At 33.4% G+C, this 26,361-nt stretch carries 19 protein-coding genes and 2 pseudogenes; 12 read left to right on the top strand and 9 right to left on the bottom strand.

Annotated elements, in window-relative coordinates:
• Window positions 1-18 precede the first annotated feature (18 nt).
• The 8 genes from B3R94_RS03445 to B3R94_RS03410 all read left to right on the top strand — a co-directional run bounded on the left by B3R94_RS03445 (window position 19) and on the right by B3R94_RS03410 (window position 8,801).
• On the top strand, window positions 19-702 hold the full coding sequence (locus B3R94_RS03445; protein ID WP_114998884.1) for an RluA family pseudouridine synthase: 684 nt from the start codon (window positions 19-21) through the stop codon (window positions 700-702).
• Window positions 703-726: 24 nt separating this feature from the next.
• Window positions 727-1,587 (top strand): lysophospholipid acyltransferase family protein, encoded by an 861-nt coding sequence (locus B3R94_RS03440; protein WP_291098702.1) that lies wholly within the window; start codon window positions 727-729, stop codon window positions 1,585-1,587.
• Window positions 1,588-1,599: 12 nt separating this feature from the next.
• Complete coding sequence (locus tag B3R94_RS03435) at window positions 1,600-2,592, top strand: glycosyltransferase family 2 protein (protein ID WP_291098699.1); 993 nt, start codon at window positions 1,600-1,602, stop codon at window positions 2,590-2,592.
• A 107-nt stretch (window positions 2,593-2,699) separates the two neighbouring features.
• Entirely contained in the window at window positions 2,700-3,482 is a 783-nt protein-coding gene (locus B3R94_RS03430) for a GLPGLI family protein (RefSeq protein WP_291098696.1), read from the top strand.
• 71 nt (window positions 3,483-3,553) lie between these two features.
• A complete protein-coding gene (locus B3R94_RS03425) occupies window positions 3,554-4,339 on the top strand; it encodes a GLPGLI family protein (protein ID WP_291098693.1) in 786 nt (261 codons plus the stop codon).
• Between the two features lie 99 nt (window positions 4,340-4,438).
• Window positions 4,439-5,041: a bifunctional nicotinamidase/pyrazinamidase gene (gene pncA / locus B3R94_RS03420; RefSeq protein ID WP_221853970.1), complete on the top strand. Its 603-nt coding sequence runs from the start codon at window positions 4,439-4,441 to the stop codon at window positions 5,039-5,041.
• Window positions 5,042-5,180: 139 nt separating this feature from the next.
• A complete protein-coding gene (locus tag B3R94_RS03415) occupies window positions 5,181-5,957 on the top strand; it encodes a GLPGLI family protein (RefSeq protein ID WP_221853971.1) in 777 nt (258 codons plus the stop codon).
• A gap of 96 nt (window positions 5,958-6,053) precedes the next feature.
• Complete coding sequence (locus tag B3R94_RS03410; protein WP_291098690.1) at window positions 6,054-8,801, top strand: TonB-dependent receptor; 2,748 nt, start codon at window positions 6,054-6,056, stop codon at window positions 8,799-8,801.
• A gap of 46 nt (window positions 8,802-8,847) precedes the next feature.
• Here the strand turns inward: B3R94_RS03410 and B3R94_RS03405 are convergent, their stop codons facing one another.
• The 3 genes from B3R94_RS03405 to dapF are packed head-to-tail and all read right to left on the bottom strand — an operon-like array spanning window position 8,848 to window position 12,086.
• The gene (locus B3R94_RS03405; protein WP_291068687.1) at window positions 8,848-10,248 is read right to left on the bottom strand and encodes an FAD-binding oxidoreductase; all 1,401 of its coding nucleotides are present in this window, start codon (window positions 10,246-10,248) and stop codon (window positions 8,848-8,850) included.
• Between the two features lie 29 nt (window positions 10,249-10,277).
• Entirely contained in the window at window positions 10,278-11,300 is a 1,023-nt protein-coding gene (mltG, locus tag B3R94_RS03400) for an endolytic transglycosylase MltG (protein ID WP_125349426.1), read from the bottom strand.
• Between the two features lie 9 nt (window positions 11,301-11,309).
• Window positions 11,310-12,086, bottom strand: coding sequence for a diaminopimelate epimerase (gene dapF / locus B3R94_RS03395; protein ID WP_125349427.1), 777 nt, complete (start codon window positions 12,084-12,086; stop codon window positions 11,310-11,312).
• Between the two features lie 163 nt (window positions 12,087-12,249).
• Between dapF and B3R94_RS03390 the strand changes: the two genes are divergently transcribed.
• The 3 genes from B3R94_RS03390 (at window position 12,250) to B3R94_RS03380 (ending at window position 14,867) form a co-directional block, all read left to right on the top strand.
• A complete protein-coding gene (locus B3R94_RS03390) occupies window positions 12,250-13,764 on the top strand; it encodes a Do family serine endopeptidase (RefSeq protein WP_291068685.1) in 1,515 nt (504 codons plus the stop codon).
• 105 nt (window positions 13,765-13,869) lie between these two features.
• On the top strand, window positions 13,870-14,319 hold the full coding sequence (locus tag B3R94_RS03385; protein ID WP_291098688.1) for a hypothetical protein: 450 nt from the start codon (window positions 13,870-13,872) through the stop codon (window positions 14,317-14,319).
• Window positions 14,320-14,384: 65 nt separating this feature from the next.
• Complete coding sequence (locus B3R94_RS03380; protein WP_291098685.1) at window positions 14,385-14,867, top strand: hypothetical protein; 483 nt, start codon at window positions 14,385-14,387, stop codon at window positions 14,865-14,867.
• Here the strand turns inward: B3R94_RS03380 and B3R94_RS03375 are convergent.
• Complete coding sequence (locus B3R94_RS03375; RefSeq protein WP_280061812.1) at window positions 14,839-15,354, bottom strand: hypothetical protein; 516 nt, start codon at window positions 15,352-15,354, stop codon at window positions 14,839-14,841. The two genes, B3R94_RS03380 and B3R94_RS03375, sit on opposite strands and share 29 nt — an antisense overlap.
• 100 nt (window positions 15,355-15,454) lie before the next feature.
• On the opposite strand from B3R94_RS03375, the pseudogene B3R94_RS03370 reads away from it, so the two are divergent.
• Window positions 15,455-16,030 (top strand): annotated as a pseudogene (locus B3R94_RS03370) (DUF3575 domain-containing protein).
• A 38-nt stretch (window positions 16,031-16,068) separates the two neighbouring features.
• Here the strand turns inward: B3R94_RS03370 and B3R94_RS03365 are convergent.
• The 5 genes and pseudogenes from B3R94_RS03365 to B3R94_RS03345 form a co-directional block, all read right to left on the bottom strand.
• Complete coding sequence (locus B3R94_RS03365; RefSeq protein ID WP_280049726.1) at window positions 16,069-17,388, bottom strand: dihydrolipoamide acetyltransferase family protein; 1,320 nt, start codon at window positions 17,386-17,388, stop codon at window positions 16,069-16,071.
• A 235-nt stretch (window positions 17,389-17,623) separates the two neighbouring features.
• Window positions 17,624-17,917: a DUF3467 domain-containing protein gene (locus B3R94_RS03360; protein WP_038331074.1), complete on the bottom strand. Its 294-nt coding sequence runs from the start codon at window positions 17,915-17,917 to the stop codon at window positions 17,624-17,626.
• Window positions 17,917-22,195: pseudogene (gene rpoC / locus B3R94_RS14320) on the bottom strand (DNA-directed RNA polymerase subunit beta'). Before rpoC ends, B3R94_RS03360 begins: the two are co-directional and overlap by 1 nt.
• A gap of 62 nt (window positions 22,196-22,257) precedes the next feature.
• Complete coding sequence (gene rpoB, locus B3R94_RS03350) at window positions 22,258-26,100, bottom strand: DNA-directed RNA polymerase subunit beta (RefSeq protein ID WP_125349434.1); 3,843 nt, start codon at window positions 26,098-26,100, stop codon at window positions 22,258-22,260.
• A 102-nt stretch (window positions 26,101-26,202) separates the two neighbouring features.
• Window positions 26,203-26,361, bottom strand: a 159-nt coding sequence (locus tag B3R94_RS03345) for a ribosomal protein L7/L12 (RefSeq protein ID WP_291098727.1), incomplete at its 5' end; no start/stop codon positions are given.

Genomic DNA, 26,361 nt, shown 5'->3' with positions numbered 1-26,361 from the left:
AACCTTATTCTCAATAACATGAATCCAGAAATTTTATTCGAAGATAATCATTTGTTAATCATCAACAAAAAAGCGGGTGAATTAGCACAAGGAGACGAAACAGGCGACATTCCACTTATCGATAGTCTAAAGGACTATATAAAAGAACGCGATAACAAACCTGGAAATGTTTTCTTAGGGTTGGTGCATCGCTTGGATCGTCCAACTTCTGGTGTGTTGATTTTTGCTAAAACTTCGAAAGCTTTAACACGAATGAACGAAATGTTTCAGAAACGAAATATTGACAAAGTTTACCGTGCTATTGTACAAAGCAAACCGCCAAAAGATTTTGAACGTTTAGAACATTATCTAAAGAAAAATCCTAAAAATAATAAAACAACAGTTTATTCTAAACCTACTGCTGATGCAAAAAAAGCAATTTTAGAATACACTTATTTAGGCGCTTTAGATTCTTTTCATTGTGTCGAAGTGAAGTTATTTACAGGTCGTTCACATCAAATTCGCGCGCAACTTTCTTCTGTTGGTTCTCCTATCAAAGGCGATTTGAAATACGGCGCTAAACGTTCTAATCCTGACGGAAGCATTTGTTTGCACGCTCATCGCATTACATTTGAACATCCTGTCAAAAAAGAAGAAATGACAATTGTAGCTCCAGTTCCGAAAGATGCAATTTGGCAAGCAACGAACAAATTTAATTCGTAAATTTGTCGCTTATTTGTTTGTCAAATGAATAGCATTTTTTATTTCATAATTTATCAAATTTCACGTTTACCTCTTTCGGTTTTATACAAATTCTCGGATTTTCTGTTCTTTCTGCTATACACAGTTATTGGTTATAGAAGACGTGTCATTAGAACAAATTTAGAAAACTCTTTTCCCGAAAAATCTCAGGAAGAAATCAAAGTAATTCACAAGAAATTTTATGCAAATTTTTGTGATTATTTAGTTGAAACTTTAAAAAGTTTTTCTATTTCTCAAGAAGAATTGGACAAACGATTTACATATTCTAATCTCGACGTTTTTAATGAAATAAAAAATGAAAAACGAGATGTCATGATGATGTGTGGGCATATTTTCAATTGGGAATGGTTTATTGGAACGGTAAAACATTTACCAACAAAAGAAAGTGCAGCTGTCTACCATAAAATTAGAAATCCTTTTTGGAACGATAAAATCAATGCAATGCGTGGTCGTTTTGGCACAAAAGCGTTGGACATGAAAGATGTGTTGCGTTTTATGATGAAAACTCCAAATGATGGAGAATTAGCGTATTTATTTGTTGCTGATCAAAGTCCAAAACAATCAGCTGTTCACTATTTTATTGATTTCCTGAATCAGAGAACGCCTGTTTTTAATGGTTTTGATAAAATTGCACGCCGCAAAGATATGGCTGTTGTCTTTTGTCAAACCGAAAAAATAAAACGCGGTCATTATCACACAACTTTTATTCGACTACAACCTCAACAAGATAAATTTGAAGAAAATGAAATTGTTCATCAATTTTTTCATCATTTAGAACAAACCATTCAACAACATCCAGATAATTGGCTTTGGAGCCACAAACGTTGGAAATATGCCGATTTGTAATTTTAAATATTCATGAAAACAGCAATTGCAATCCTAAATTGGAATGGCGAAAAATTATTGCCTCAATTTTTACCTTCAGTTATTAACAATTCTAAAAATGCAACAATTTATGTAATTGATAATGCGTCGACTGACAATTCAATCGAATTGTTGACAACTCAGTTTCCTTCTGTCAAAATCATTCAGAACAAAGGAAATTATGGTTTTGCACAAGGCTATAACGAAGGTTTAAAACAAATTGATGTAGAATATTTCTGTTTATTAAATTCGGATGTCGAAGTAACTGAGAATTGGATAGAACCAATTGAAAAGTTATTCGATAATAATTCTGATATTGCGGCTATTCAACCCAAAATATTAGACTACAAAAACAAAGAATATTTTGAATATGCTGGTGCCGGAGGAGGTTTCATCGATAAGTTTGGTTATCCATTTTGTCGCGGACGTGTTTTTTCAACTTTAGAAAAAGATAACGGACAATATAATGATTCCACACAAATTTTTTGGGCAACTGGCGCAAGCTTATTTATTCGAAAAAAAGATTTCTTTGAACAAAATGGTTTTGACGAAGAATTCTTTGCACACATGGAAGAAATCGATTTGTGTTGGCGATTAAACAATGCTGGGCGAAAAATTTATTATTGTGGAGAATCAACTGTTTATCATTTGGGCGGTGCAACTTTGGATAAATCCAATCCAAAAAAATGGTATCTAAATTACCGAAATAGTTTGTGGATGATGCTTAAAAATCTACCTGCAAACAAACTTTTTCCAATGCTTTTCACACGTCTTTCCATGGATGGAATTGCCGCTGTTGCCTTTTTACCAAAACAAGGACTTCCACATGTTTGGGCCGTTTTCTTATCGCATATGCATTTTTATTTTGGCTTTATAAAAATGTATAAAAAACGTCAAAAGCATCAAATTAAAAACTATTCTGATAAAGAATTATTGCCTTTTCAGTATTTTATCAAAAAACGTCAATACTTTAAGGATTTGAAATAATCAGTCATCAAATATTAAATCATTTCTTAAAATTTCTATAATTTTTTTAATTCTATTATTGTAGAATATAAAAATATTACTATCATTGTACAACAAATCAAACTACAATGAAAAAATTATTTACATTATTTACTTATTGCGTTCTACTTACAACTTCGTCTTTTGCACAAAAACTTGAAGTGAATTATCAAGAAATTGTAAAAGTAAATGCAGAAGAATTTAAAGGTTCTGTAAAATTTTCTACAAATGGTAAAGAAAGTACAATTCCGACTGATGTTTACAATGACATGATTAAGAATATGCAAGAACCAAAAGATTTTATCTTAACAATCAATGAAAACGAATCGTCTTATAATAAAGTTGAAAAAATAGATAATCAACAAGGAGGAAACGGAATGAGAGTTTCGATGAGTTTTGGAGATTCAGGAAATGGTTTATTCAAAAATTTGAATACAAAAGAATATTTGAAAAGTGTAAAATCATTTGACAAAACTTATACAATAAAAGATAAATTAACTGAATACAAATGGCAATTGACACGCGAAACAAAGAAATTAATTGGTTTTGATGTCAAAAAAGCAATCGCAATTGTGGATAGCACAACAACTGTAACTGCATGGTATACTCCAAGTATTGCGATAAAAGATGGACCTGGAGTTTACAATGGTTTACCCGGGTTGATATTAGAAGTAGAAATCAAAAATTCAAAAAATAAAGGAATAGAAAGCAGTATTATTCGCGCAACAGAAGTCAAAGAAATCCCAAACCTCAAACCAATCGAAAAACCAAAAGATAAGAATACAATCACCAACGAAGAATATAAAGCGTTGAGTGCAAAAGCCATGGAAAGATTAAAACAGATGAGTTCTGAAGGTGTGAGTAAGGATTAAAGAAAATATTTTTTATCAATCGTTAAACATTTCATACAATTTCTTGTCTAAGAACTATAAGCACATTTAAAATGAAAAAAATAATTTCAGTTTTTATTTTACTAGTTAGTTTTTCAGCCTTTTCGCAACAAGAAAAAGTAGAAATTTCATACACAACGCGTATTATTTTGCCAGACGATTTTACGTTTCAACCTCCGGGAGGTGGCAATGGACGTACGATGTCAAAAGAAATGCAAGAGCAATTCAAGAAAAATATTCAAGAACCTCAAGAAGCTAAGTTGACTATTTTGGGAGATGAATCTTTGTATAAAATGGTTGAAAAAATATCAAATGATCAAAGTCAAGGATTACGAGGTCCACGTGGTGGCGGGATGCGAATGATGTCGATGAATGGAGATAATATTTATAAAAATAGTACAAATCATTTGCTATTAAAAGAGCAAAGCATGATGGGAAAAAACTATGTTGTAAAAGATTCTTTGCAAAATTATGATTGGAAATTAACACGAGAAACAAAAACAATCTTAGGGAATGAAGCTAAAAAAGCAACTGCTATTATCGATAGCGTTCAGACAACAGTTTGGTACATTCCAACATTAAAATATAAAACTGGTCCAGAAAATTATTGGGGATTACCAGGTTTGATTGCAGAAGTACAAACAGAAATTAACAGAGGAATGTTTAAAGGTTCTAAAATTATTTCTTTGACGGATATCAAAACATCAACGAATTCAAAACCAATCGAAAAACCAAAAGATAAAGGTGCTATTTCTCAAACAGAATTTGATAAATTGATGCAAGAACAACGCTCACGTTTTGAAGAAATGCGAAATTCTGGCGTAAATAAACGAGATTAAGGTTTCTTAAAATTGAATTAATTATTTGTAATAATTAATTCAATTTCATATCATAAAACTTATATTTAATTCTAAATTAATCTTAAGAAATAAAATACTATGAAAGCTTTAATCATCGTAGATATGCAGTACGATTTTTTACCAGGAGGTTCGTTGGCTGTGAATGATGGAGATAAAATTATCGAACGCATAAACAAATTGCAAGAAAAGTATGATGTTGTTGTGGCAACGCAAGATTGGCATCCAGCAAATCACAAAAGTTTTGCTTCGCAACACACAGATAAACAACCTTTTGATGTAATCGAATTAGGTGGAAATCGTCAAGTTTTGTGGCCAGATCATTGTGTACAAGGCACTAAAGGAGCAGAAATACACAAAGATATCAAGCAAAATAAAATAAGTGCAATCATCCGAAAAGGTATGAATCCAGAAGTTGATTCGTATAGTGCTTTTTTTGATGTGAATAAAAAGAATCCAACAGGGCTAAATGGATTTTTGAAAGATCATAATGTAACGAGTGTATACATTTGCGGTTTAGCAGCTGATTATTGTGTGTATTATACAGCAAAAGATGCTTTAGAATTGGGATATACAACATATATTTTAGAAGGAACAACAAAGGCTATTAACCAAGAACTTTTTGATGAATTGAAAGAAGATTTTATCAAAAAAGGAGGAAATGTCTCGACGTATTTATTATAAAAAAATAATAAATTGCTAGATAAAAATGTCATTTGAAAATCCTTAACTTTTTGAATGACATTTTATTTTTAGAATAATTTAAGCAAATATCTGTAACATTAGTCAACAAAAGCAGACTAATTAGACAAATACAACAATTATGAGAAAAGCAATCTTAACATTTGCCTTAGGAATTATCACAACAACAATTTCTATCGCGCAAGACAATAAAACACAAAATATAGACGCAACTTATGTTTGCGAAATAAAAGTTGATTACGAACAAACTATGAAGGAGATTCCTTCTCAATATAAATCTCAGTTTGGACCAATGTTAAAAGCTGAAATTGATGCAGGAATTTTCATGACATATTTTTATAAATATAATGGTAAACAATCAACCTTTACTTTAGAACAAAAAGTAAATAATGGACAAGGTGGTTTAGGATTTATTGCGCAACAAATAACAGCAATGGATAACAAACCAACTTACAAGGATTTTACTGCAACACCAAATATGTACTATAAAGAAGTTGATTTTGGTGTAAAACAGATATTAATCAAAGATCAAATTCCAGATTTTAAATGGAAAATTTCTCGTGAAAAAATGGATATCGCAGGTTATCAAGTTACAAAAGCAGAAGGTGTAATGTTAGACTCTATTCCTGTTACAGCATGGTTTGCCCCTTCTATCCCTGTAAAAGATGGTCCTTATTCATTTGCTGGATTACCAGGATTTATCATCAAAGCGAATTTTAAAGTAAAAGGAACTGAAATGATTTATACCTTAAAAGATTTAAAAATTTCGGATAAAGAATTAAAAGTAACATTACCAACAAAAGGTGAAGTAATGAACGAAAAACAATATATACAATTTATTCAAGATTTTCAGAAAAAAATGCAAGAACAAATGAATAGCGGTGTAGACACCCAATAATTCATCAAACAAAATATAAAACGCATCTGTTTTTAACACATAAACAGATGTGTTTTACAAAAAACTCTATTTTGAGTCATCAACTAAAAAATACATATGAAGAAATTACTCTATCTAATTTTATTTACTTCTGCTGCTCAAATCTCATTTGGACAAGAATGTAAATTAAAAGGATCTGTTGCAAATGATGCTGGAATTCCTGTTACAGATGCTTCTGTCTCTATTTTTGATAGTAAAAACGAAGGAAAAGGTTTTGTTTTTACAAGTAATATGGGTGAATTTGAATTCAAATTGCCTTGTGGACAAAAATATGACATCGAAATTGAGCAAGCTGGTTACGAAACATATGTTGAGAATGTTGATTTGACTGAAAATGTCAACAAAAAAATAAAGCTTAAACAAGGAAAAGAAATTTCCTTAAAAGAAACAATTGTAAAAGCTCAACAAGCAATCAAAGTAAAAGGTGATACAATTGAGTTTGATGCAGATTCTTTCAAAGTTGGAAATGAGGAAACATTAGAAGATATCCTTAAAAAATTACCTGGAATTGAAGTTCAAAATGGAAAGGTAATGTACAAAGGTAAACCTATGTCGCAAGTAACAGTTGGTGGACGTGAAGTTTTGGGTGGTAACGAAAAATTATTGAACAAAAATTTACCTTCGGATGCGGTTTCTAAAATACAATTAAACACGAAGTTTAAATCAAATCCTTTTGCTTCTTCATTACAAGAAGATGACGAACAATTCTCGTTAAACATCGAACTAAAAGATGATATGAAACGTCTTGCATTTGGTAATGTAACACTAGGTGGAGATGCGGACAAACATACAGATGCACAAGCAAAGATTTTCTATTTCTCAGAAAAAACAGACGGGACATTAATCAATGATTTTAATACATTCGGGAAACAAGTTTTTGATCAAGATGATTATATGAGCTTCTTTGGTGGGTACTCTGAATTTAATTCTGAAGGAAGTATCTATTCATTAAGAGGAAATTCGAACAATCTAAACTTAATGACAAAAAATGATGCGCCGAGTATGAATACCTATAATGGTGCTGTGCATTTTGGTGTTGAACCAAATAAGAAATTAAAAATCTCTGGTTTTGGTTTACTTAATACCAATAATATTCGTTACAATTCTAAATCAGAACGTTATTATAATAACATCGAAACGCCTTATACAACCGTCGATCAGGAACAAAATAAGAGCAATATTTTGATGGGAATGTCGCGTTTGCGTTTAGATTATAATCCGAATGATAAAGGACAAATTAAATATCGCTTAAACTTTAATTATTTGGATAGCGAAAACGAGCAATTGGTTGATAGCTATTATAACGATCAAAAAAATAGCTTTAGAAATGTAAATTCTGAACAGAAGAATTACTCTTTATCACAAACTTTATCTTACATCCGTAAAGTTGGACGCGATGATAATGTTGGTTTATATTTCCGTCATCAATATCAAAAAGATACGCCAGATTACAATGTTTTATCAACAGCAAATCCGTTCTCGTCTTTTAATTTGTTCAAGAATTTATCTCAAGTAAATAATCAATATAATATCAATCAAGATCAAAATTTTGTTTTGAACACTGTTCAATTATACGGAATCTACAATCACTTGTTGACAAATACATCTAACCTTAAAATTAAGGTTGGAACAAATTTTAGTACGCAAGATTTTGAAAATAAAATCTATGATTTTCAGAAATTAATGAATGATAATTCATTAATCACTAATACAGATTTAGATTACAACGAGACCTTTGCTGATGTAACTTTGACAAAGAAACTAGGAAACTTTCAAGTAGATGCAGGAGCAGGAATTTCATTTTTTAATGAAAAATCTAAATACCAAGATGGTGAAAAATTAAATCGTTCGGAAACAAAATTTTTACCTCATTTGAATTTGCAATACAAGTTTAACAATGCAACAAGTGTTCGCGCTAGTTATACACAAAACTATAGCTATCCGTACACAAAAGATTTTAATGATTCGTACACCATTCAAAGTTACCAATCTATTTTCTACGGAAATAGAAATTTAAGACAAGCTTTGACACATACAGCAAGTCTTAATTTTAGTCATTTTAACTCATTCACATTCTTTAATATTTTTGCGAATTTGAGTTATACATTACAAGAAAAAAGTATACAAACGCAATCTGTTTTAAACCGTGATTTTATCATCTCTGGAAACGATACAATTGTAAATAACTATCAATTCAATACCTTAATTAATTCTGGTAATAACCAAGAAACTTATTCAGGATATTTCATGATTGGGAAGCGTTTTGCTAAATGGTACAATGCACGATTAACAGGTAATATTTCTACTTCTAATTATTATACCATTACACGAAATATTGAATATGAAAATGGAGTTGTTAAAAATGATGATTTGAAGGATGTTAACAATAAAAGTTTTAATCAAACATATAATTTAGAGAACTCATTTACATTCAAAAAGAAATTTGAATTAAAGGCTGGGGTTAATTTAAACCTAAGTAAATATCAATCATTATCTGAACAGAAATTTACGAACTGGCGTCCATATGGGGAAGCTGCTTGGTCCGCTACAAGTAAATTATTAGTTCAGACCGATTTCTCTTATCGCTTACAATACCGTGATGGAGTAGAAATAAACACAGCAAAAGAGTGGAATGCTTCTGCGCGATACAATATTGCGAAGAAAACTTATTTAACTCTTACAGGTGGAAACTTATTAGGAAACAACGTAATTGTTTCGAATGGATTTAATGATAACTACATATCGACTACAACTAAAAATGTTTTGGGAAGATATTTTATCGTGAGTTTACGATATAAGTTCTAAAATAAATGAATTAAATAGTAAAAGCCCTTCTATAGAAGGGCTTTTACTATTTAATCACTTGTGGATAATCAAACAAATTATTTGGATCATATTTCTTTTTTAATTGCTGCAATCGAGCCAAATTATTTCCGAAATAAGCATTATTTGCATCAGGAAAATTAATATCCGGGTAATTTCGGTATTGTTTTATATTCCCAATATTTCTTAATAATTGTTGTATTTCTTCAAATGATTTTGTCAACTTTTCTTCTTGCGAAGGCAAATCCCAATACGCTTGTAACTCGCTCAAATAATTAATATCGCGATGTGGATAAGCAGAATCTGAAGCTTTGACTTCATTGATTTTTCCACCCAAAGTATTTATCTGATAAATCATTCCTTTAGAAGCGACAACTTTTGCAAAAATATCTTCCAAACCTTTCTCAATATCTTCAATTCCTGTGTACAAACCAGCAGAAGAATTTTTGAAATAAATCGGCTCTGTTACGCCATAATAATTTTTGAGCGCAGCAGCCAGATTTCTATTTTTCATCGGTTTATAATCATTCGATAATGGAATTAAACTCGAAAATATTTTCTCAAAATCTGTTTGATTTACTGCAAAATTGGTAAATAAAATGGTCAAAAACTTTCCATTCAACACAAAAGCAGAAAAAGCTTCTTTAGGTAATTTTTCCGTTGCTTGGAACCAAAGTCGAATTAATTTGACAAATTTATCTGATGTTAGATTTGTAAACTTCATACGATATCCGCTGAAAGATTGTGGGACTGGATAAGTTTTGAAATGTAATTCCGTTACAACGCCAAAATTTCCATTTCCGCCGCCTTTACACGCCCAAAGTAAATCGGGATCTTTATCAGAGTCGATTGTATTTCCTTTGTAATCGATCATTTTTACACGAAGCAGATTATCACAGGTCAACCCATATTTTCGGCTAAAAAAACCATAGCCACCGCCCAAAGTCAAACCACCAATAGCCACAGTTCCACATGATCCAGCTGGAATAATTCTTTTCTTAGGTAAAAAATTAGCATAAATTTCCTGCAATAAACAAGCTGGTTGTAATTTCACTTTATTCTCTTGCAACCACGTAATTTTGTTCATCAGTCCAAGATGAATCAACAATCCGTTATCAACATTCGAAAAACCTTCAAAACTATGCCCTCCACTTCGAATTGCAATTTTTAGTTTCTTTTCGTTTGCTAATGCAATTGCTTTTTTTATTCCAGTTTCTGATTTACAAACTGCTATAATCTTAGGAAATTTCTCAATTCTTTTATTGAATGATTTTCGGTATTGATTATACTTTTCATCATCTTTTGTCAAGATTATTAAATCATCATCCAAAAAATCATCAAACGAATAAAAAGACATAAAAAAAATCCCTAAACTACCTGTACCAAGTAGTTTTAGGAATTCTCTTTTTGTATAATTTGGTTGTTTCATCGCTAAAATTGGTTTAGCTAAAGATACAACTATTTAATATTATTCTCTTTTAACCAATTTCTATAATTCTCAGCATTTTTCAAATGTTCCTGATAATCGTTGGTATAAATGTGATAACCTGGTTTTTTAGGATCTGCAACAAAGAAAATAAAATCGTGATTTGCTGGTGATAAAACCGCATCAATTGCTCCTAAATTTGGTAAACAAATTGGTGCTGGTGGCAAACCTTTGTTACGATAAGTGTTGTACGCATTCGACGACCACGTCCATTTTTTGTACACACGTTGCACTTTTTGATCCCAACCATTTTCCATTTTATATGCATAAATAGAAGTTGGATCGGCTTCTAAACGCATATCTTTTGCCAAACGATTCATATATGCTCGTGCAACCTTTTGTTGTTCATCCATATTATCAGACGATTCTAATTGAACAATAGATGCTAATGTTGTAACTTGTAAAGGTGTCATGTTAAGCGCTTTTGCTTTTGCTAAACGTTCTGCATTCCATACTTTGTCGTGTTGCGCTACCATTTTGTCCACAAATTTTTCTGGTGTTAATCCCCAATACACGAAATACGTTTCTGGAATGAAATATTGCTTTACCGTTTCGTCGTTTAACGTTGTATCGTTTTTTTCTTTCACAAAATCACGAATAGCTGTCAAAACTTCGATAGAATCCATATCAATTTGTTTGGAAACTGATCCCGCCAAATGGTAAATTGTTGGTTCATTTTTGATACGAAGTTTCACTTCTTCTTGCTCTCCTCCTTGCAAACGATCAATAATATCGCGGTTAGAATCTGAGCTTGAGATTTTATATTTTCCAGATTTTATCGTTGCTGGATAATCTGCATCTTCTGCATATTGTTTGAACAATTTTTCATCCTTCAAAAATGGTTTTAAAGAATCTAAAACTTGCTCAAATTTAGCTCCACGAGAGATATAGATATAACCATCTTTGGTTGCATTTCCTTTGAAACCGTCTATAAATGTACATCCTACAAATGCGAATGAACAGATTAATATTAATACTAAATTTAATTTTTTCATTGGATTGAATTAAATTTCAATTTCACCTTCAAAAACTTTTACTGCTGGTCCATTTAACCAAACATTGACAAAGTTATGATTATTTTCTTCAAAATTTACAGATAAATCTCCTCCCATTGCTTTTACTTTGATATCTTTTTTGTCTACCAAATTTTTAACATAAGCAGAAATCGCAGCAGCTGTAATTCCTGTTCCGCAAGCCAAGGTTTCGTCCTCAACTCCACGTTCATATGTACGTATCGTAAGACTTTTATCTGGCATTACTTCAACAAAATTTACATTAGAACCTTTCTCAAAATAGGGCGCTCCATTGCGAATCGCTTTTCCTTTTTTATAAACATTAACATCTTTTACATTTTCCACAAATTCTACGTGATGCGGCGAACCTGTGTTCATAAATAAATATTTGTCGTGATCTTCTACTTCATTTACATCAATCATCTGTAAACGAATAACTTCTTGATCTACGATACCATGATGCAAACCATCAATCGCATTAAATGTCATTTTGTCATTAGCCACATCCAAATCATTTGCAAATCGAATAATACAACGTCCTCCGTTTCCGCACATTGTACTTTCGTTTCCATCCGAATTGAAATACACCATTCTGAAGTCTGAATTTTCATCATTTTGTAACAAAATCAAACCATCAGCTCCTATCCCAAAATTACGATCACATAGCCTATTAATCAATTCTGTAGAGATTGGAAACGTTTTTTCTCGATCATCAATCATGACAAAATCATTCCCAGCTCCTTGGTATTTATAAAATTTTAATTTCAACTTCTTAAATTTTAAACAAAGTAAAGACATTTTTGTCACTCTTAACTAATGTTATAAAAGATTTATAATATAGTGTTAACATGCGTTAAACGGTTTGAAATGTTAAAATTTTGGTCTTAAATTTGATTTAATCTAAAAACATTAAAAACTTATATAATTAAAGATGAAAAAATATACAGGATACTTATTAGTTGGATTAGTGAGCTCTATGACAACTATGGGAGGTTTTTATTTGATGAACGAAAATGGAAGTAATCCATTTATTACAAATGCAAGTAATCAGAAAAATGGAGACTTTGAATTTGTAGATTATAAAGGAAATTACAATTACGATGCGCCAAACTTTGTGCAAGCATCTAATAAAGCTGTACATACAGTTGTGAGTATCAAAAATTATTCGAATCAAAGACAGCAACAACAACAGCAATTCTTTGATCCTTTTGATTTCTTTTTCGGGCAACCAGAACAACAACAAAGAGGAAGACAACAGCAACCAGATCAAGATCAACCATCTGGAATGGGTTCTGGTGTAATTATTTCACAAGATGGTTACATTGTTACAAATAATCACGTGATACAAGGTGCTTCTAAAATTGAAGTGACTTTGAATAATCAAAAAAGTTATATTGCCGAATTAGTTGGTACTGATCCAAGTACAGATATTGCCTTATTGAAAATTAGCGAAAAAGGTTTACCATTCACAAAATTTGTCGATTCTGATGCGATTAATGTTGGAGATTGGGTGTTAGCAGTTGGTAATCCATTTGGATTGACATCTACTGTTACAGCAGGTATTGTTTCGGCAAAAGGTCGTAGCATTAATATTTTAGGTAAAAATTCTGAATCACCAATCGAGTCGTTTATTCAAACCGATGCAGCGATTAATCCAGGAAACTCTGGTGGTGCTTTGGTAAATGCAAACGGAGATTTAATTGGTATTAATACAGCTATTTCTTCACCAACAGGAGCTTATTCTGGTTACGGATTTGCTGTCCCTGCAAACTTGGTGAAAAAAGTTGTGGAGGATATTAAATCGTACGGAATTGTACAACGTGGATATTTAGGTATCAAAGGTTTTGATTTATCGAATGAAGATGCTGTAAAACAATACAACAAGCAATTCAAGAAAAATATTAAAACCGATAATGGAGTAATGGTAACTGAATTGGTTGCTAAAGGATCTGCAATTGATTCTGGAATCGAAGAAGGAGACATCATTACAGCTGTAGATGGAAAACCAATTACATCTTTCTCGTCGTTATCATTCATCGTAGGTAGCAAACGTCCTGGTGACAATGTTGCACTTACTGTAAGACGTGGAAACTCTGAGAAAACATACAACATTACATTGAAAGATGCTAAAGGAAGCACTAAAGTGAGAAGCAAATCTGACTTAACGCCAACTGAAGTTCTTGGTGCAGAATTTGAGCCATTAACAGAACGTCAAAAAGATAGTTTCGGAATTAATTATGGTGTGATGGTAAAACATCTTGATAATTCAGGAAAATTAGCGGCAGCAGGTGTTCAAGAAGAATTTATCATCTTATCAATCAATGATAAAAATGTAAGTTCACAAGACGATATCGAAAAAATCTTAAAAAATTATAAAGGTCGCGTGTCAATTAAATTTGCAGATTATTACGGACGAATCTATACAAAAGGATTCACGATGGATTAAAATTTTGAGTCGATTTTAAATTTTAATAAATCATTATAAATAGCTACAACAAGATAAGTTGTAGCTATTTATCTTTACACTAAGTTTAATTTCAAAACCAAACGTATGACTTTAAAGAAAATCAGTACAATCTTCATTCTTTTATTCTCCTCTTTTGCATTCAGTCAAAACTTATTTGGCGTTTCAGGAAGTTATTCTAATCAATCTGGGAACTTTGCCAAACTAGGTCTGTTTTACACATTTGGATTAGGTGACACATTTCTTACTCCACGAATAGACGCCAACATCAACATGGCTTATATGCGAGATAATTTCCATGTCATTCCAGAAATTGGCGTTACAGGATTTCTTGCTTCGAGTGGATCATACATTTTTCCTTTTGTGGAAAGCGAATTTACTCCTTATACCATTACTCCAAAAGTTGGATTAACATTTATGACTTTGATCGATTTTGGGATTGGTTATGGATTTAGTATAAATGAAAAAGATAGCTTTAAACCGATAAAAGGATTTCAATTTTCTGCTGGAATTAATATTCCTTTCAATTGGAATTAGAGAAAGTAAAAACGACGAAAATTTATTTTTTGGGAGAAAGCTAAATAATTCATTAATTTTATCACATGAAAAAGTTCATCGCAATCTTTGTTTTTATCATTAGTTTTCAAGCGAAAGCACAACAAAATTTAACCGATTATTTTACAATTAATCTTGGTTATGAATATTGGAATGGAAATTATGGAAAAGTTGGAACAGATTTGTTCTTAGTACAAGATAACAACAATATTTTGACATTTAGCGCCAATGCAAATTTGGGTTATATGAAAGATAAATTTCGTGTAATTCCAGAAGTTGGAGCTGGATATATGTTCAATTTTCGCAACAATACTGGTGATCCATATAGCTCTAACTTTAACTCCGCTTTTTATGTTATCCGTACTGAAGTTTCTCCGTGGACAATTACACCAAAAGCTGGTATCGCAGTTTTGAGCATTGTAGAGTTAAATGCTGGTTATTCTTTCGAGTTTAGAGAAAATAAAAATTTTAAAGATATGAGCGGTTTCCGAGCTGTATTAACTATTCACTTGCCGACTCAGCTTTTTTAGCATTTCTAATACTTTTACGCAATTCTTTCAAACGAATATATAAATCTGAAGTCGACGCATTTTCTTCAATCGTATTAAAAATAAAAACACCTTTATCAGTATAAAAGAAGATAATTGCTTCGTGATCGGCAACTTTAAAAGCATTTGTAATCCCATTTATTTTGTTCTCAACCCAAGATAATTTGCATGTTTTCAAATCAAAAATATGATCTTCATTACCCAAAATATCTTTGAAAATTAATTGATCTCCTTGTACATATAATACACCACTTCCCTGAAAAGATTTCATTTTAAGAAATCTCCCTTGCGGACGCCCAATATTGTAACGTACAACAGCTTTTAAGTCTACCTGATCTGGTAAGCTTTTCAGTGTATGTTGTTCATTTTTCTCTCTGACTTTCGCATCAGATACGGCAATAACAAAGAATATCGAAACAAAAATTCCGAAAATCAAAAATATAATTAGGATTGATAATATTGGCGCCATAATGTACTTAAATGTTAAGTAAAGTTATAAAAAAGCTTGAATTAACATCTAAATAAACTGCTTTTTTTACCTTAGCCTAGCAAACAAATATAAAATACATATGAATAAATTAATTTGGTTGTTATTTCCCGCCACAATTTTTGCTCAAAAAGGTGAAACACAAATAAAAGCTAATGCTTTAACAATGCCACTCGCAATGGTAAATCTTGGTGTTGAACATGCAATTACAGATAGAATAACTTTGCAAGCTGACGGATTTATCTCTCCTTGGAAATCATTTGCAGGAAATCATTTACAAATGTATATGGCTTTTGGTGAAGGTAGGTATTACTTTGATAAATAATTTAGTAAGTTTTATGTAGGTCCAAATATTGGTGTTGGTTTCTTTGATCTTCAAAAATGGAATTATTGGAACACTGATAAATACCAACGAGGAATAGCAATTTTAACAGGAGCTACAATTGGATATCAAGTCAAAATCAACGAACATTGGGGATTAGATGTTTTTGTTGGAGGAGGGCACTCTCAAGGAAATTACAAAGGTTATTATAAAGAAGATTCTCCTAATTTCGGACGGTATGATTCTGCACAATCATTCAACAAAAGTGGAGAATGGATTCTGTACAAAGGCGGCGTAATGCTTACTTATAAATTTAAACGAAAAAAATCCAACTAAAATTAGTTGGATTTTTTATATCTAGTATTATTTTACTCTTACACAGGCGTATTCATATCGAAAGCCTCTAGATATTCGGCAACACGTTTTACAAACATACCTCCTAAAGCTCCATCCACAACACGGTGATCGTAAGCATGAGATAAGTACATTTTATGACGAATTGCAATCATATCTCCTTGTGGAGTTTCGATAACAGCAGGTTTTTTCACAATTGCACCAACAGCCAAAATAGCTACTTGAGGTTGAGGAATAATTGGCGTTCCTAATGTATTTCCAAAAGAACCAATATTTGTAATTGTATACGTTCCTCCTTGAATTTCTACTGGTTTCAATTTATTATTACGCGCACGGTTTGCTAAATCATTTACCTGAGAAGCTAAACCTGCTAAATTAAATTGATCTGCATTTTTGATAACAGGAACAATTAAATTTCCACTTGGTAAAGCTGCTGCCATTCCAATATTTATATTTTTCTTTTTGATGATTTTATCTCCATCAACCGAAACATTAATCATTGGGAAATCTTGAATTGCTTTTGCTACAGCTTCGATAAAAATTGGCATAAACGTAATTTTCTCACCATGTTTCTTCTGAAACTCATTTTTATTTTTATCTCTCCACAACACAATATTCGTCATATCAACTTCTACGAAAGACGTTACGTGAGGAGCAATTTGTTTTGCTTGTAGCATATTTTGCGCAATAATTTTACGCATTCTATCCATTTCGATAATTTCATCTCCTTCACCAACAGAAATTGGCGCAGATTGCACTTGCGGTGCTTGAGGTTGAGCAACTGGTGCAGCAACAGAAGTCGTAACAACTGTTTTCGCTGGTTGATTTCCTCTATTTTTAACGAAATCCAAAATATCATCTTTCGTTACACGTCCGTCTTTTCCAGAACCTGAAATTTGATCTAACTCAGCCTGAGAAACACCTTCTTCTTTCGCAATAGATTTTACTAAAGGAGAATAAAATTTATCATCAGACGAAGTAATAACCGTTTCAGTTTTGATTGTTGCAACTTCAGCTTCGATAGATTTTGCTGCATCTGCAATTTCCTGATCGCTACTTGTATCTACTTCTTCTACCGAATCAGCTTGTTCTACAACTCCATCAACAGACAAAATTGCGATAGGCTCACCTACTTTTGCAATTCCATCTACCGGAACTAAGATTTCTTTTAAAACTCCTGCAACTGGCGAAGGAACATCAGAATCTACTTTATCTGTTGCGATTTCTACAACCGATTCATCTTCACTAATCGAATCACCAATATTTTTGATCCAATTTGTTACAGTAGCTTCCATTACACCTTCTCCCATAGAAGGTAGAATTAATTTATAGTCAGACATTCTTGTGTTATTTGCTAAATACAAATCTAAACATTTTTTCGATTCAAAAAAATACTGTTAAAAAGATTAATGCTTTTTATTTTTAAATTATTCGCATTAATATCATAAATAATTATCAATTTAATAATTGATCTAACTTTTATAAGATTATTTTTAATGATTTGATAGTTTTGATTACATAAAAAAATCCCCCAATCTAAGATTGAGGGACTTTTTGAAATATTAAGAATGATTCTTAAGCTTCGTAAGTTGCAGTACCGTTGTTTACTTGAGGTTCTTTGATTTCACCAAAGCTTTTCTCGAAGTTAGTTACGTTTTCTGCTAACGATTGAGATAATTGTTTTGCTTGTAATGGAGACAAAATAATTCTTGATTTTACTGATGGTCTAGCACCTGGTAAAAATTGAACGAAATCTACAACGAACTCAGATGGTGAGTGGTTGATGATTGCTCCTGTAGCATAAACACCTTGAGCTACTAATTCGTTTAACTCAATGTTTAATCCTTCGTTTTGTTGATTTTCTGACATTATAATTCTTGTTTTGCGTTTATTAATTCCTCGTATTCACGGTTAGATCCTACGATGATGTTTTGATACTCTTTTAATCCAGTTCCGGCAGGAATTAAGTGACCAACAATAACGTTTTCTTTTAATCCTACTAAACCGTCTACTTTACCAGCTACAGCTGCTTCGTTAAGAACTTTTGTAGTTTCCTGGAACGATGCCGCAGACATGAAAGATTTAGTTTGTAAAGACGCTCTTGTAATACCTTGTAAAACTGCTTCTGCTGTTGCAGGTAAAGCCTCACGAGCTGTCACTAAGTTTTTGTCTTCACGTTTTAATTTAGAGTTTTCGTCACGTAATTCGCGAACTGTGATGATTTGTCCTGGACTTAATGTGTCAGAATCACCAGCATCTTCTACGACTTTCATTCCAAATAAACGATCGTTTTCTTGCATGAAATCGTCTTTGTGCTCTAAACTATCTTCTAAGAATCTTGAATCTCCTGAGTCTACAATACGAACTTTACGTAACATTTGACGTACGATAATTTCGAAGTGTTTGTCATCAATTTTTACCCCTTGTAAACGGTATACATCTTGAATCTCGTTTACTAAGTATTCTTGAACCGCTGTCGGCCCTAAGATTCTTAAAATATCTTCTGGTGTAATTGCTCCATCTGATAAAGGCTCACCTGCACGTACGAAGTCATTTTCTTGAACTAAGATTTGTGCTGATAATTTAACTAAGTAACGACGGATTTCACCATTTTTAGATTCAACGATGATTTCGCGGTTACCACGTTTTATTTTACCGAAAGATACAACTCCATCCATTTCACAAACAACTGATGGGTTAGATGGATTACGAGCCTCTAACAACTCTGTAATACGAGGTAAACCTCCTGTAATATCGCCAGATTTAGCTGACTTACGAGGAATCTTAACTAAGATTTTACCTGCATTAATTTTTTCTCCATCATTTACCATTAAGTGTGCACCTACTGGTAAGTTGTATGTTTTTTCTTCACCATCAATCGTGATAACTCTTAACGCTGGAACTAATTTTTTATTACGTGATTCAGAAATAACTTTTTCTTGGAATCCTGTTTGCTCATCGATTTCAATTTGGAAAGTTACCCCTTGCTCTAATTGTTCGTACTCGATTTTACCAGTAGATTCCGCGATGATTACCCCGTTATAAGGGTCCCAACTTGCAATCTCTTGACCTTTTTGAACTTTAGCTCCGTTTTTAACAGATAAGATAGTACCATAAGCGATGTTAGTTTGTTGACGAACGTTTCCTAAATCGTCAATTACTTTCATCTCTGTAGAACGAGAAACAACTGTATCTACTTTGTTACCTGCATCATCTGTCGATTCAACAGTACGTAAGTCATCAAACTCAACTGTACCATCAACTTTAGCATTAATTGTATTTTGCTCAGAAACGTTACCCGCAGTACCCCCAACATGGAAAGTACGTAATGTTAACTGTGTACCAGGCTCACCAATAGATTGTGCAGCAACTACACCAACTGATTCACCTTTCTGAACACCTTTACCTGTAGCTAAGTTACGTCCGTAACATTTAGCACAAATTCCAGTTTTCGCTTCACATGTTAATGGAGAACGAACTTCTACATTTTCAATACCAGCTGCTTCTAAAGCATCACCAATATCTTCTGTAATAATGTTACCAGCAGAAATGATTAATTCACCATTATCTGGGTTGTAAATATCATTTAATGAAGTACGACCTAATACACGAGAAGATAAACTTTCGATGATTTCTTCTTTTTTCTTAAGTGCAGATACTTCTAAACCTCTTAATGTACCACAATCTTCGTGCATTACGATAACGTCTTGCGCAACGTCAACTAAACGACGAGTCAAGTATCCAGCATCGGCAGTTTTTAAGGCAGTATCGGCAAGACCTTTACGCGCACCGTGCGAAGAAATAAAGTACTCTAAGATAGACAGACCTTCACGGAAGTTAGAGATAATTGGGTTTTCGATGATATCCCCACCAGTAGAACCAGCTTTTTGAGGTTTAGCCATCAATCCACGCATACCNNGATAACTGACGAATTTGCTCTTTAGATCCACGCGCTCCAGAATCAAGCATCATGAATACAGAGTTAAATCCTTGTTGATCTTCTGTCATACGTTTCATTACAATTTCAGTTAAAGTTGCGTTTGTTGTTGTCCAAACATCAATAACTTGGTTGTAACGTTCGTTATTTGTAATAAGACCCATATTATAGTTCATCTTAATGTTCTCAACTTGGTTGATCGCACCTGAGATAAGGTCTTTCTTTTGTTCTGGGATTAAGATATCTCCTAATGAGAATGATAAACCACCCTCGAAGGCATTACGGTATCCTAATTGTTTCATATCATCCAAGAAAGCAGCCGTTGTAGGGAAATCTGTAATCTTGATGATTTTATTAATAATTGTACGTAACGATTTTTTCGTTAATACTTCATTAATATAACCTACTTGTTTCGGAACGATTTGATTAAATAACACACGTCCTACTGAAGTTTCGATTAATTGATTTTCTACTAACTCCTCTCCTACACGAATTGTTCCTTTTACACGAATTGGCGCGTTTAAGTCAACAGCTCCTTCGTTGTATGCAATTTGAACTTCTTCATCTGAATAGAAAGTTAATCCTTCACCTTTTACTGTAAATTGGTGGTCTGTACGACGAATTTTCGTCATGTAGTAAAGACCTAAAACCATATCCTGAGAAGGTACAGTAATTGGAGATCCATTTGCAGGATTCAAAATATTTTGAGAAGCCAACATTAATAATTGTGCTTCTAAAACAGCTTCTGGTCCTAATGGTAAGTGAACAGCCATCTGGTCACCATCGAAATCGGCATTGAAGGCAGTACACACTAATGGGTGTAAACGAATTGCTTTACCTTCGATTAATTTCGGTTGGAATGCTTGGATACCTAAACGGTGTAACGTAGGGGCACGGTTTAATAAAACTGGATGACCTTTGATTACATTTTCTAAAATATCCCAAACAACTGGCTCTTTTCTATCGATAATTTTCTTAGCCGATTTAACTGTTTTTACAATTCCACGCTCGATTAATTTACGAACTACGAATGGTTTGTATAATTCAGCTGCCATATCTTTTGGTAAACCACATTCGTGTAATTTAAGTGTTGGTCCAACAACAATTACAGAACGAGCAGAATAATCTACACGTTTACCTAATAAGTTTTGACGGAAACGACCTTGTTTACCTTTTAATGAATCAGATAATGATTTTAACGGACGGTTACCATCAGCTTTTACAGCAGATGCTTTACGCGTGTTATCAAATAATGAATCAACCGCTTCTTGTAACATACGTTTTTCATTACGTAAGATTACTTCTGGCGCTTTGATTTCCATTAATCGTTTCAAACGATTGTTACGGATAATTACACGACGATATAAATCATTTAAATCTGATGTTGCAAAACGACCACCATCTAATGGAACTAACGGACGTAATTCTGGTGGAATAACCGGAATAACGCGCATTACCATCCATTCTGGACGGTTTACGTGGTGCATATTTGACTCACGTAACGACTCAACAACTTGTAAACGTTTTAACGCTTCTGTACGACGTTGTTTAGAAGTTTCGTTGTGTGCTTTGTGTCTTAATTCGTAAGATAACTCATCTAAATTGATACGAGATAATAGGTCTTCTAATGCTTCAGCACCCATTTTCGCAACGAATTTATTAGGATCTGTATCTTCTAGATATTGATTCTCGATTGGAAGAGTTTCTAAGATATCTAAATACTCTTCTTCTGATAAGAAATCTAATCTATTTAATTCTTCACCTTCTGGTCCTTTTGCGATACCTGGTTGAATCACTACATATCTTTCATAGTAAATTACCATGTCTAATTTCTTAGATGGTAATCCTAAGATGTAACCAATTTTGTTTGGTAATGAACGGAAATACCAAATATGTGCAATTGGCACAACAAGATTGATGTGTCCAATACGCTCACGACGAACTTTCTTTTCAGTAACTTCAACCCCACAACGGTCACAAACGATACCTTTATAACGGATTCTTTTATATTTTCCGCAGGCACATTCGTAATCTTTTACAGGTCCAAAGATACGCTCACAGAATAACCCGTCACGCTCTGGTTTGTGCGTTCTATAGTTAATCGTTTCAGGTTTTAAAACTTCACCTTTAGATTCTTGAAGAATCGATTCTGGAGAAGCTAACCCGATACGGATTTTTGAGAATTGACTTGTTTTATTTTTTGTTGACATATAGAAATGTATCTAACAATTATATTATTATAACGAAAAAGGTAGAATAATAGGTTGCCCTATTATTCTTCCAAGTTTATGTCTAATCCAAGACCTTGTAATTCATGTAACAATACGTTAAATGATTCTGGAATACCAGGTTCTGGCATTGGCTCTCCTTTTACGATTGCTTCGTAAGTTTTCGCACGTCCAATTACGTCATCCGACTTAACTGTTAAGATTTCGCGTAAGATATTAGATGCACCGAATGCTTCTAATGCCCAAACCTCCATCTCTCCGAAACGTTGTCCACCGAATTGTGCTTTACCTCCTAATGGTTGTTGAGTAATTAATGAGTATGGTCCGATAGAACGCGCGTGCATTTTGTCGTCAACCATGTGTCCTAATTTCAACATGTAAATCACCCCTACAGTAGCTTTTTGATCAAAACGTTCTCCAGTATTACCGTCATATAAATATGTTGTACCGTGTTTTGGAATACCTGCTTCTTCTGTGATGCGATCGATATCAGCGATTTCAGCACCATCGAAGATAGGTGTAGCAAATTTTTGACCCATTTTAAGTCCAGCCCATCCTAATACCGTTTCATAAATCTGACCGATATTCATACGAGATGGTACCCCAAGTGGATTAAGTACGATATTTACTGGCGTTCCGTCTTCTAAGAAAGGCATATCTTCGTCGCGAACGATACGTGCAACAATACCTTTGTTACCGTGACGTCCTGCCATTTTATCCCCTACTCTTAGTTTACGTTTTTTCGCAATGTAGATTTTTGCTAATTTAACGATACCTGCAGGTAACTCGTCTCCAACAGAGATTGTAAATCTTTCGCGGTTAAGTGCTCCTTGTAAATCATTGTACTTAATTTTGTAATTATGTAACAATTCTTTTACTAATTCGTTCTTATCCTCGTCTGTTGTCCAAAGAGATTCTGCTCCAGTTAAATTTAAGAAATCTTCAACATTAGATAAGATTTTTTGTGTGTATTTTACACCTTTCTTGATTACTTCTTCATTCAAGTCGTTGTAAATACCTTGAGAAGTTTTTCCGTTTAATAAAACGTATAATTTCTCTAATAAAATCTCTCTTAATTCGTTGAATTTAACGTCGTACTCAGCTTCTACACTATCAATAATAGCTTTGTCTTGAGAACGTTTACGTTTATCCTTAATACTACGTGAGAATAATTTTTTGTCGATAACAACACCACGTAATGATGGAGAGGCTTTAAGAGAAGCATCTTTTACATCACCTGCTTTGTCACCAAAGATCGCACGTAATAATTTTTCTTCTGGAGTTGGATCAGATTCTCCTTTTGGAGTAATCTTACCAATCAAGATATCACCAGGTTTTACTTCTGCTCCAATACGGATCATACCGTTTTCGTCTAAGTCTTTTGTAGCCTCTTCTGAAACGTTAGGAATGTCTGAAGTTAATTCTTCCATACCTAATTTTGTATCACGTACATCTAATGAATACTCATCGATGTGGATAGATGTAAACCAGTCTTCGCGAACAGCTTTTTCAGAGATTACAATAGCATCCTCGAAGTTGTACCCCTGCCAAGGCATAAAGGCAACAACCATGTTACGACCAATTGCTAATTCTCCTCCTTCTGTTGCATAACCTTCAGATAAAACTTGTCCTTTCTCTACACGATCACCAACTTTTACAATTGGTTTCAACGTAATTGTAGTTCCTTGATTCGTCTTTCTGAATTTTGTTAAATTATATGTTTTCTCAGCAGTATCGAAGCTTACTAATTCTTCGTCTTCTGAACGATCATATTTAATTGTTATAATGTCAGCATCAACATAAGTTACTGTACCTTCACGTTCTGCATTTACTAAGATTCTTGAATCTTTTGCAACTTGTTTTTCTAATCCAGTACCTACAATTGGTGCTTGAGGTTTTAATAATGGAACTGCCTGACGCATCATGTTCGATCCCATTAACGCACGGTTGGCGTCATCATGCTCCAAGAAAGGAATTAATGATGCTGAGATAGAAGCAATCTGGTTAGGTGCAACGTCAATTAAATCAACTTCTGCTGGCGTTACAACAGGGAAATCCCCATCTTCACGAGCAGTTACACGTTCAGTAGCAATAGTACCATCGTCTGTCATGTCGATATTGGCTTGAGCAATTACTTTTGATTCCTCCTCTTCCGCAGTTAAATAGATTGGTGCTGATTCGACGTCCACTTTTCCATCTTCTACTTTTCTGTACGGTGTTTCGATGAACCCTAAGTTATTAACTTTAGCGAATACACATAATGACGAAATCAAACCAATGTTTGGTCCCTCAGGAGTTTCAATTGGACATAAACGTCCGTAATGAGTGTGGTGTACGTCACGTACCTCGAATCCCGCTCTTTCTCTTGATAAACCTCCAGGTCCTAATGCTGATAAACGACGTTTGTGTGTAATCTCTGATAATGGATTTGTTTGGTCCATGAACTGAGATAACTGGTTCGTTCCGAAGAATGAGTTGATAACAGATGATAATGTTTTAGCATTAATCAAATCGATTGGTGTAAACACCTCGTTGTCACGAACATTCATTCTTTCACGGATAGTTCTAGCCATACGAGCTAAACCTACTCCGAATTGGCTAGCCATTTGCTCACCTACCGTTCTTACACGACGGTTAGATAAGTGGTCAATATCATCCACCTCTGCTTTAGAGTTGATTAATTCGATTAAATATTTAATAATCGAAATGATATCTTCACGAGTCAATACTTGTACGTCCTCGCTAATGCTTAAGCCTAATTTTTTATTTAATCTGTAACGACCTACTTCACCTAATGAATAACGTTGATCAGAGAAGAATAATTTGTCAATAATTCCTCTTGCTGTTTCCTCATCTGGTGGCTCAGCGTTACGTAATTGTCTATAGATGTACTCTACTGCTTCTTTTTCAGTGTTAGTAGGGTCTTTTTGTAAAGTATTATGGATAATTCCATAATCAGCAGAATTGATATCTTCTTTGTGTAATAAGATCGTCTTAACACCAGAATCTACGATTTGATCGATGTGATCTTTCTCTAAGATTGTTTCACGGTCTAAGATAATTTCATTACGCTCGATAGATACAACTTCTCCTGTATCTTCATCTACGAAATCCTCGTGCCATGTATTTAATACACGTGCAGCAAGTTTACGACCTACAACTTTCTTTAAATTAGCTTTATTAACTTTTACTTCTTCTGCTAAGTCGAAAATTTCTAAGATATCTTTATCTCTTTCGTATCCGATAGCACGTAATAAGGTAGTTAATGGTAACTTTTTCTTACGATCGATGTAAGCGTACATTACGCTGTTGATGTCTGTTGCGAACTCAATCCAAGATCCTTTGAAAGGAATGATACGAGATGAGTACAATTTTGTACCATTCGCGTGGAAAGATTGTCCGAAGAATACCCCAGGAGAACGGTGTAATTGAGATACAATAACACGCTCTGCACCATTAATAATGAATGATCCTGAAGGAGACATGTAAGGAATTGTTCCTAAGTATACGTCTTGCACTACAGTTTCGAAATCTTCGTGTTCTTCGTCCGTACAGTATAATTTAAGACGAGCTTTCAATGGTACGCTGTACGTTAATCCTCTTTCGATACACTCATCAATTGTGTAACGTGGTGGATCTACGAAATAATCTAAGAATTCTAAAACAAACTGATTGCGAGTATCCGTAATTGGAAAATTCTCAGCAAATGTTCGGTAAAGACCTTCATTTTTTCGTTGGTCAGGTCTTGTTTCCAACTGGAAAAAATCTTCAAACGATTTGATCTGAATGTCAAGGAAATCTGGGAACTGAGCGACTGCTTTTGCAGAAGAGAAGTTCAATCTTTCTTTTTTCTCAGTCGAGTTGCTTAATGTTGCTTTAGTGGCCAATTTCGAATGAATTTTGGTTTATATAATGACTTTATGCGTAAAAAGGTTTAGACCTAACACGTCCTGTGTTAGGTCCAAACCTATATTTTTGAGTAATAAAAATTACTTCAATTCTACTACTGCACCAGCTTCTTCTAGCTGTTTCTTTAAAGCTTCAGCTTCGTCTTTAGAAACTGCTTCTTTAACTGTTGCTGGAGTTGAATCTACTAAATCTTTAGCTTCTTTTAATCCTTTTCCAGTTAATTCTTTAACTAATTTAAC

The sequence above is a fragment of the Empedobacter sp. UBA7611 genome, assembly GCF_002484365.1.
GTDB classification, from domain to species: Bacteria; Bacteroidota; Bacteroidia; order Flavobacteriales; family Weeksellaceae; genus Empedobacter; species Empedobacter falsenii_B.
This window is presented reverse-complemented; position numbering and strand designations above follow the sequence as displayed.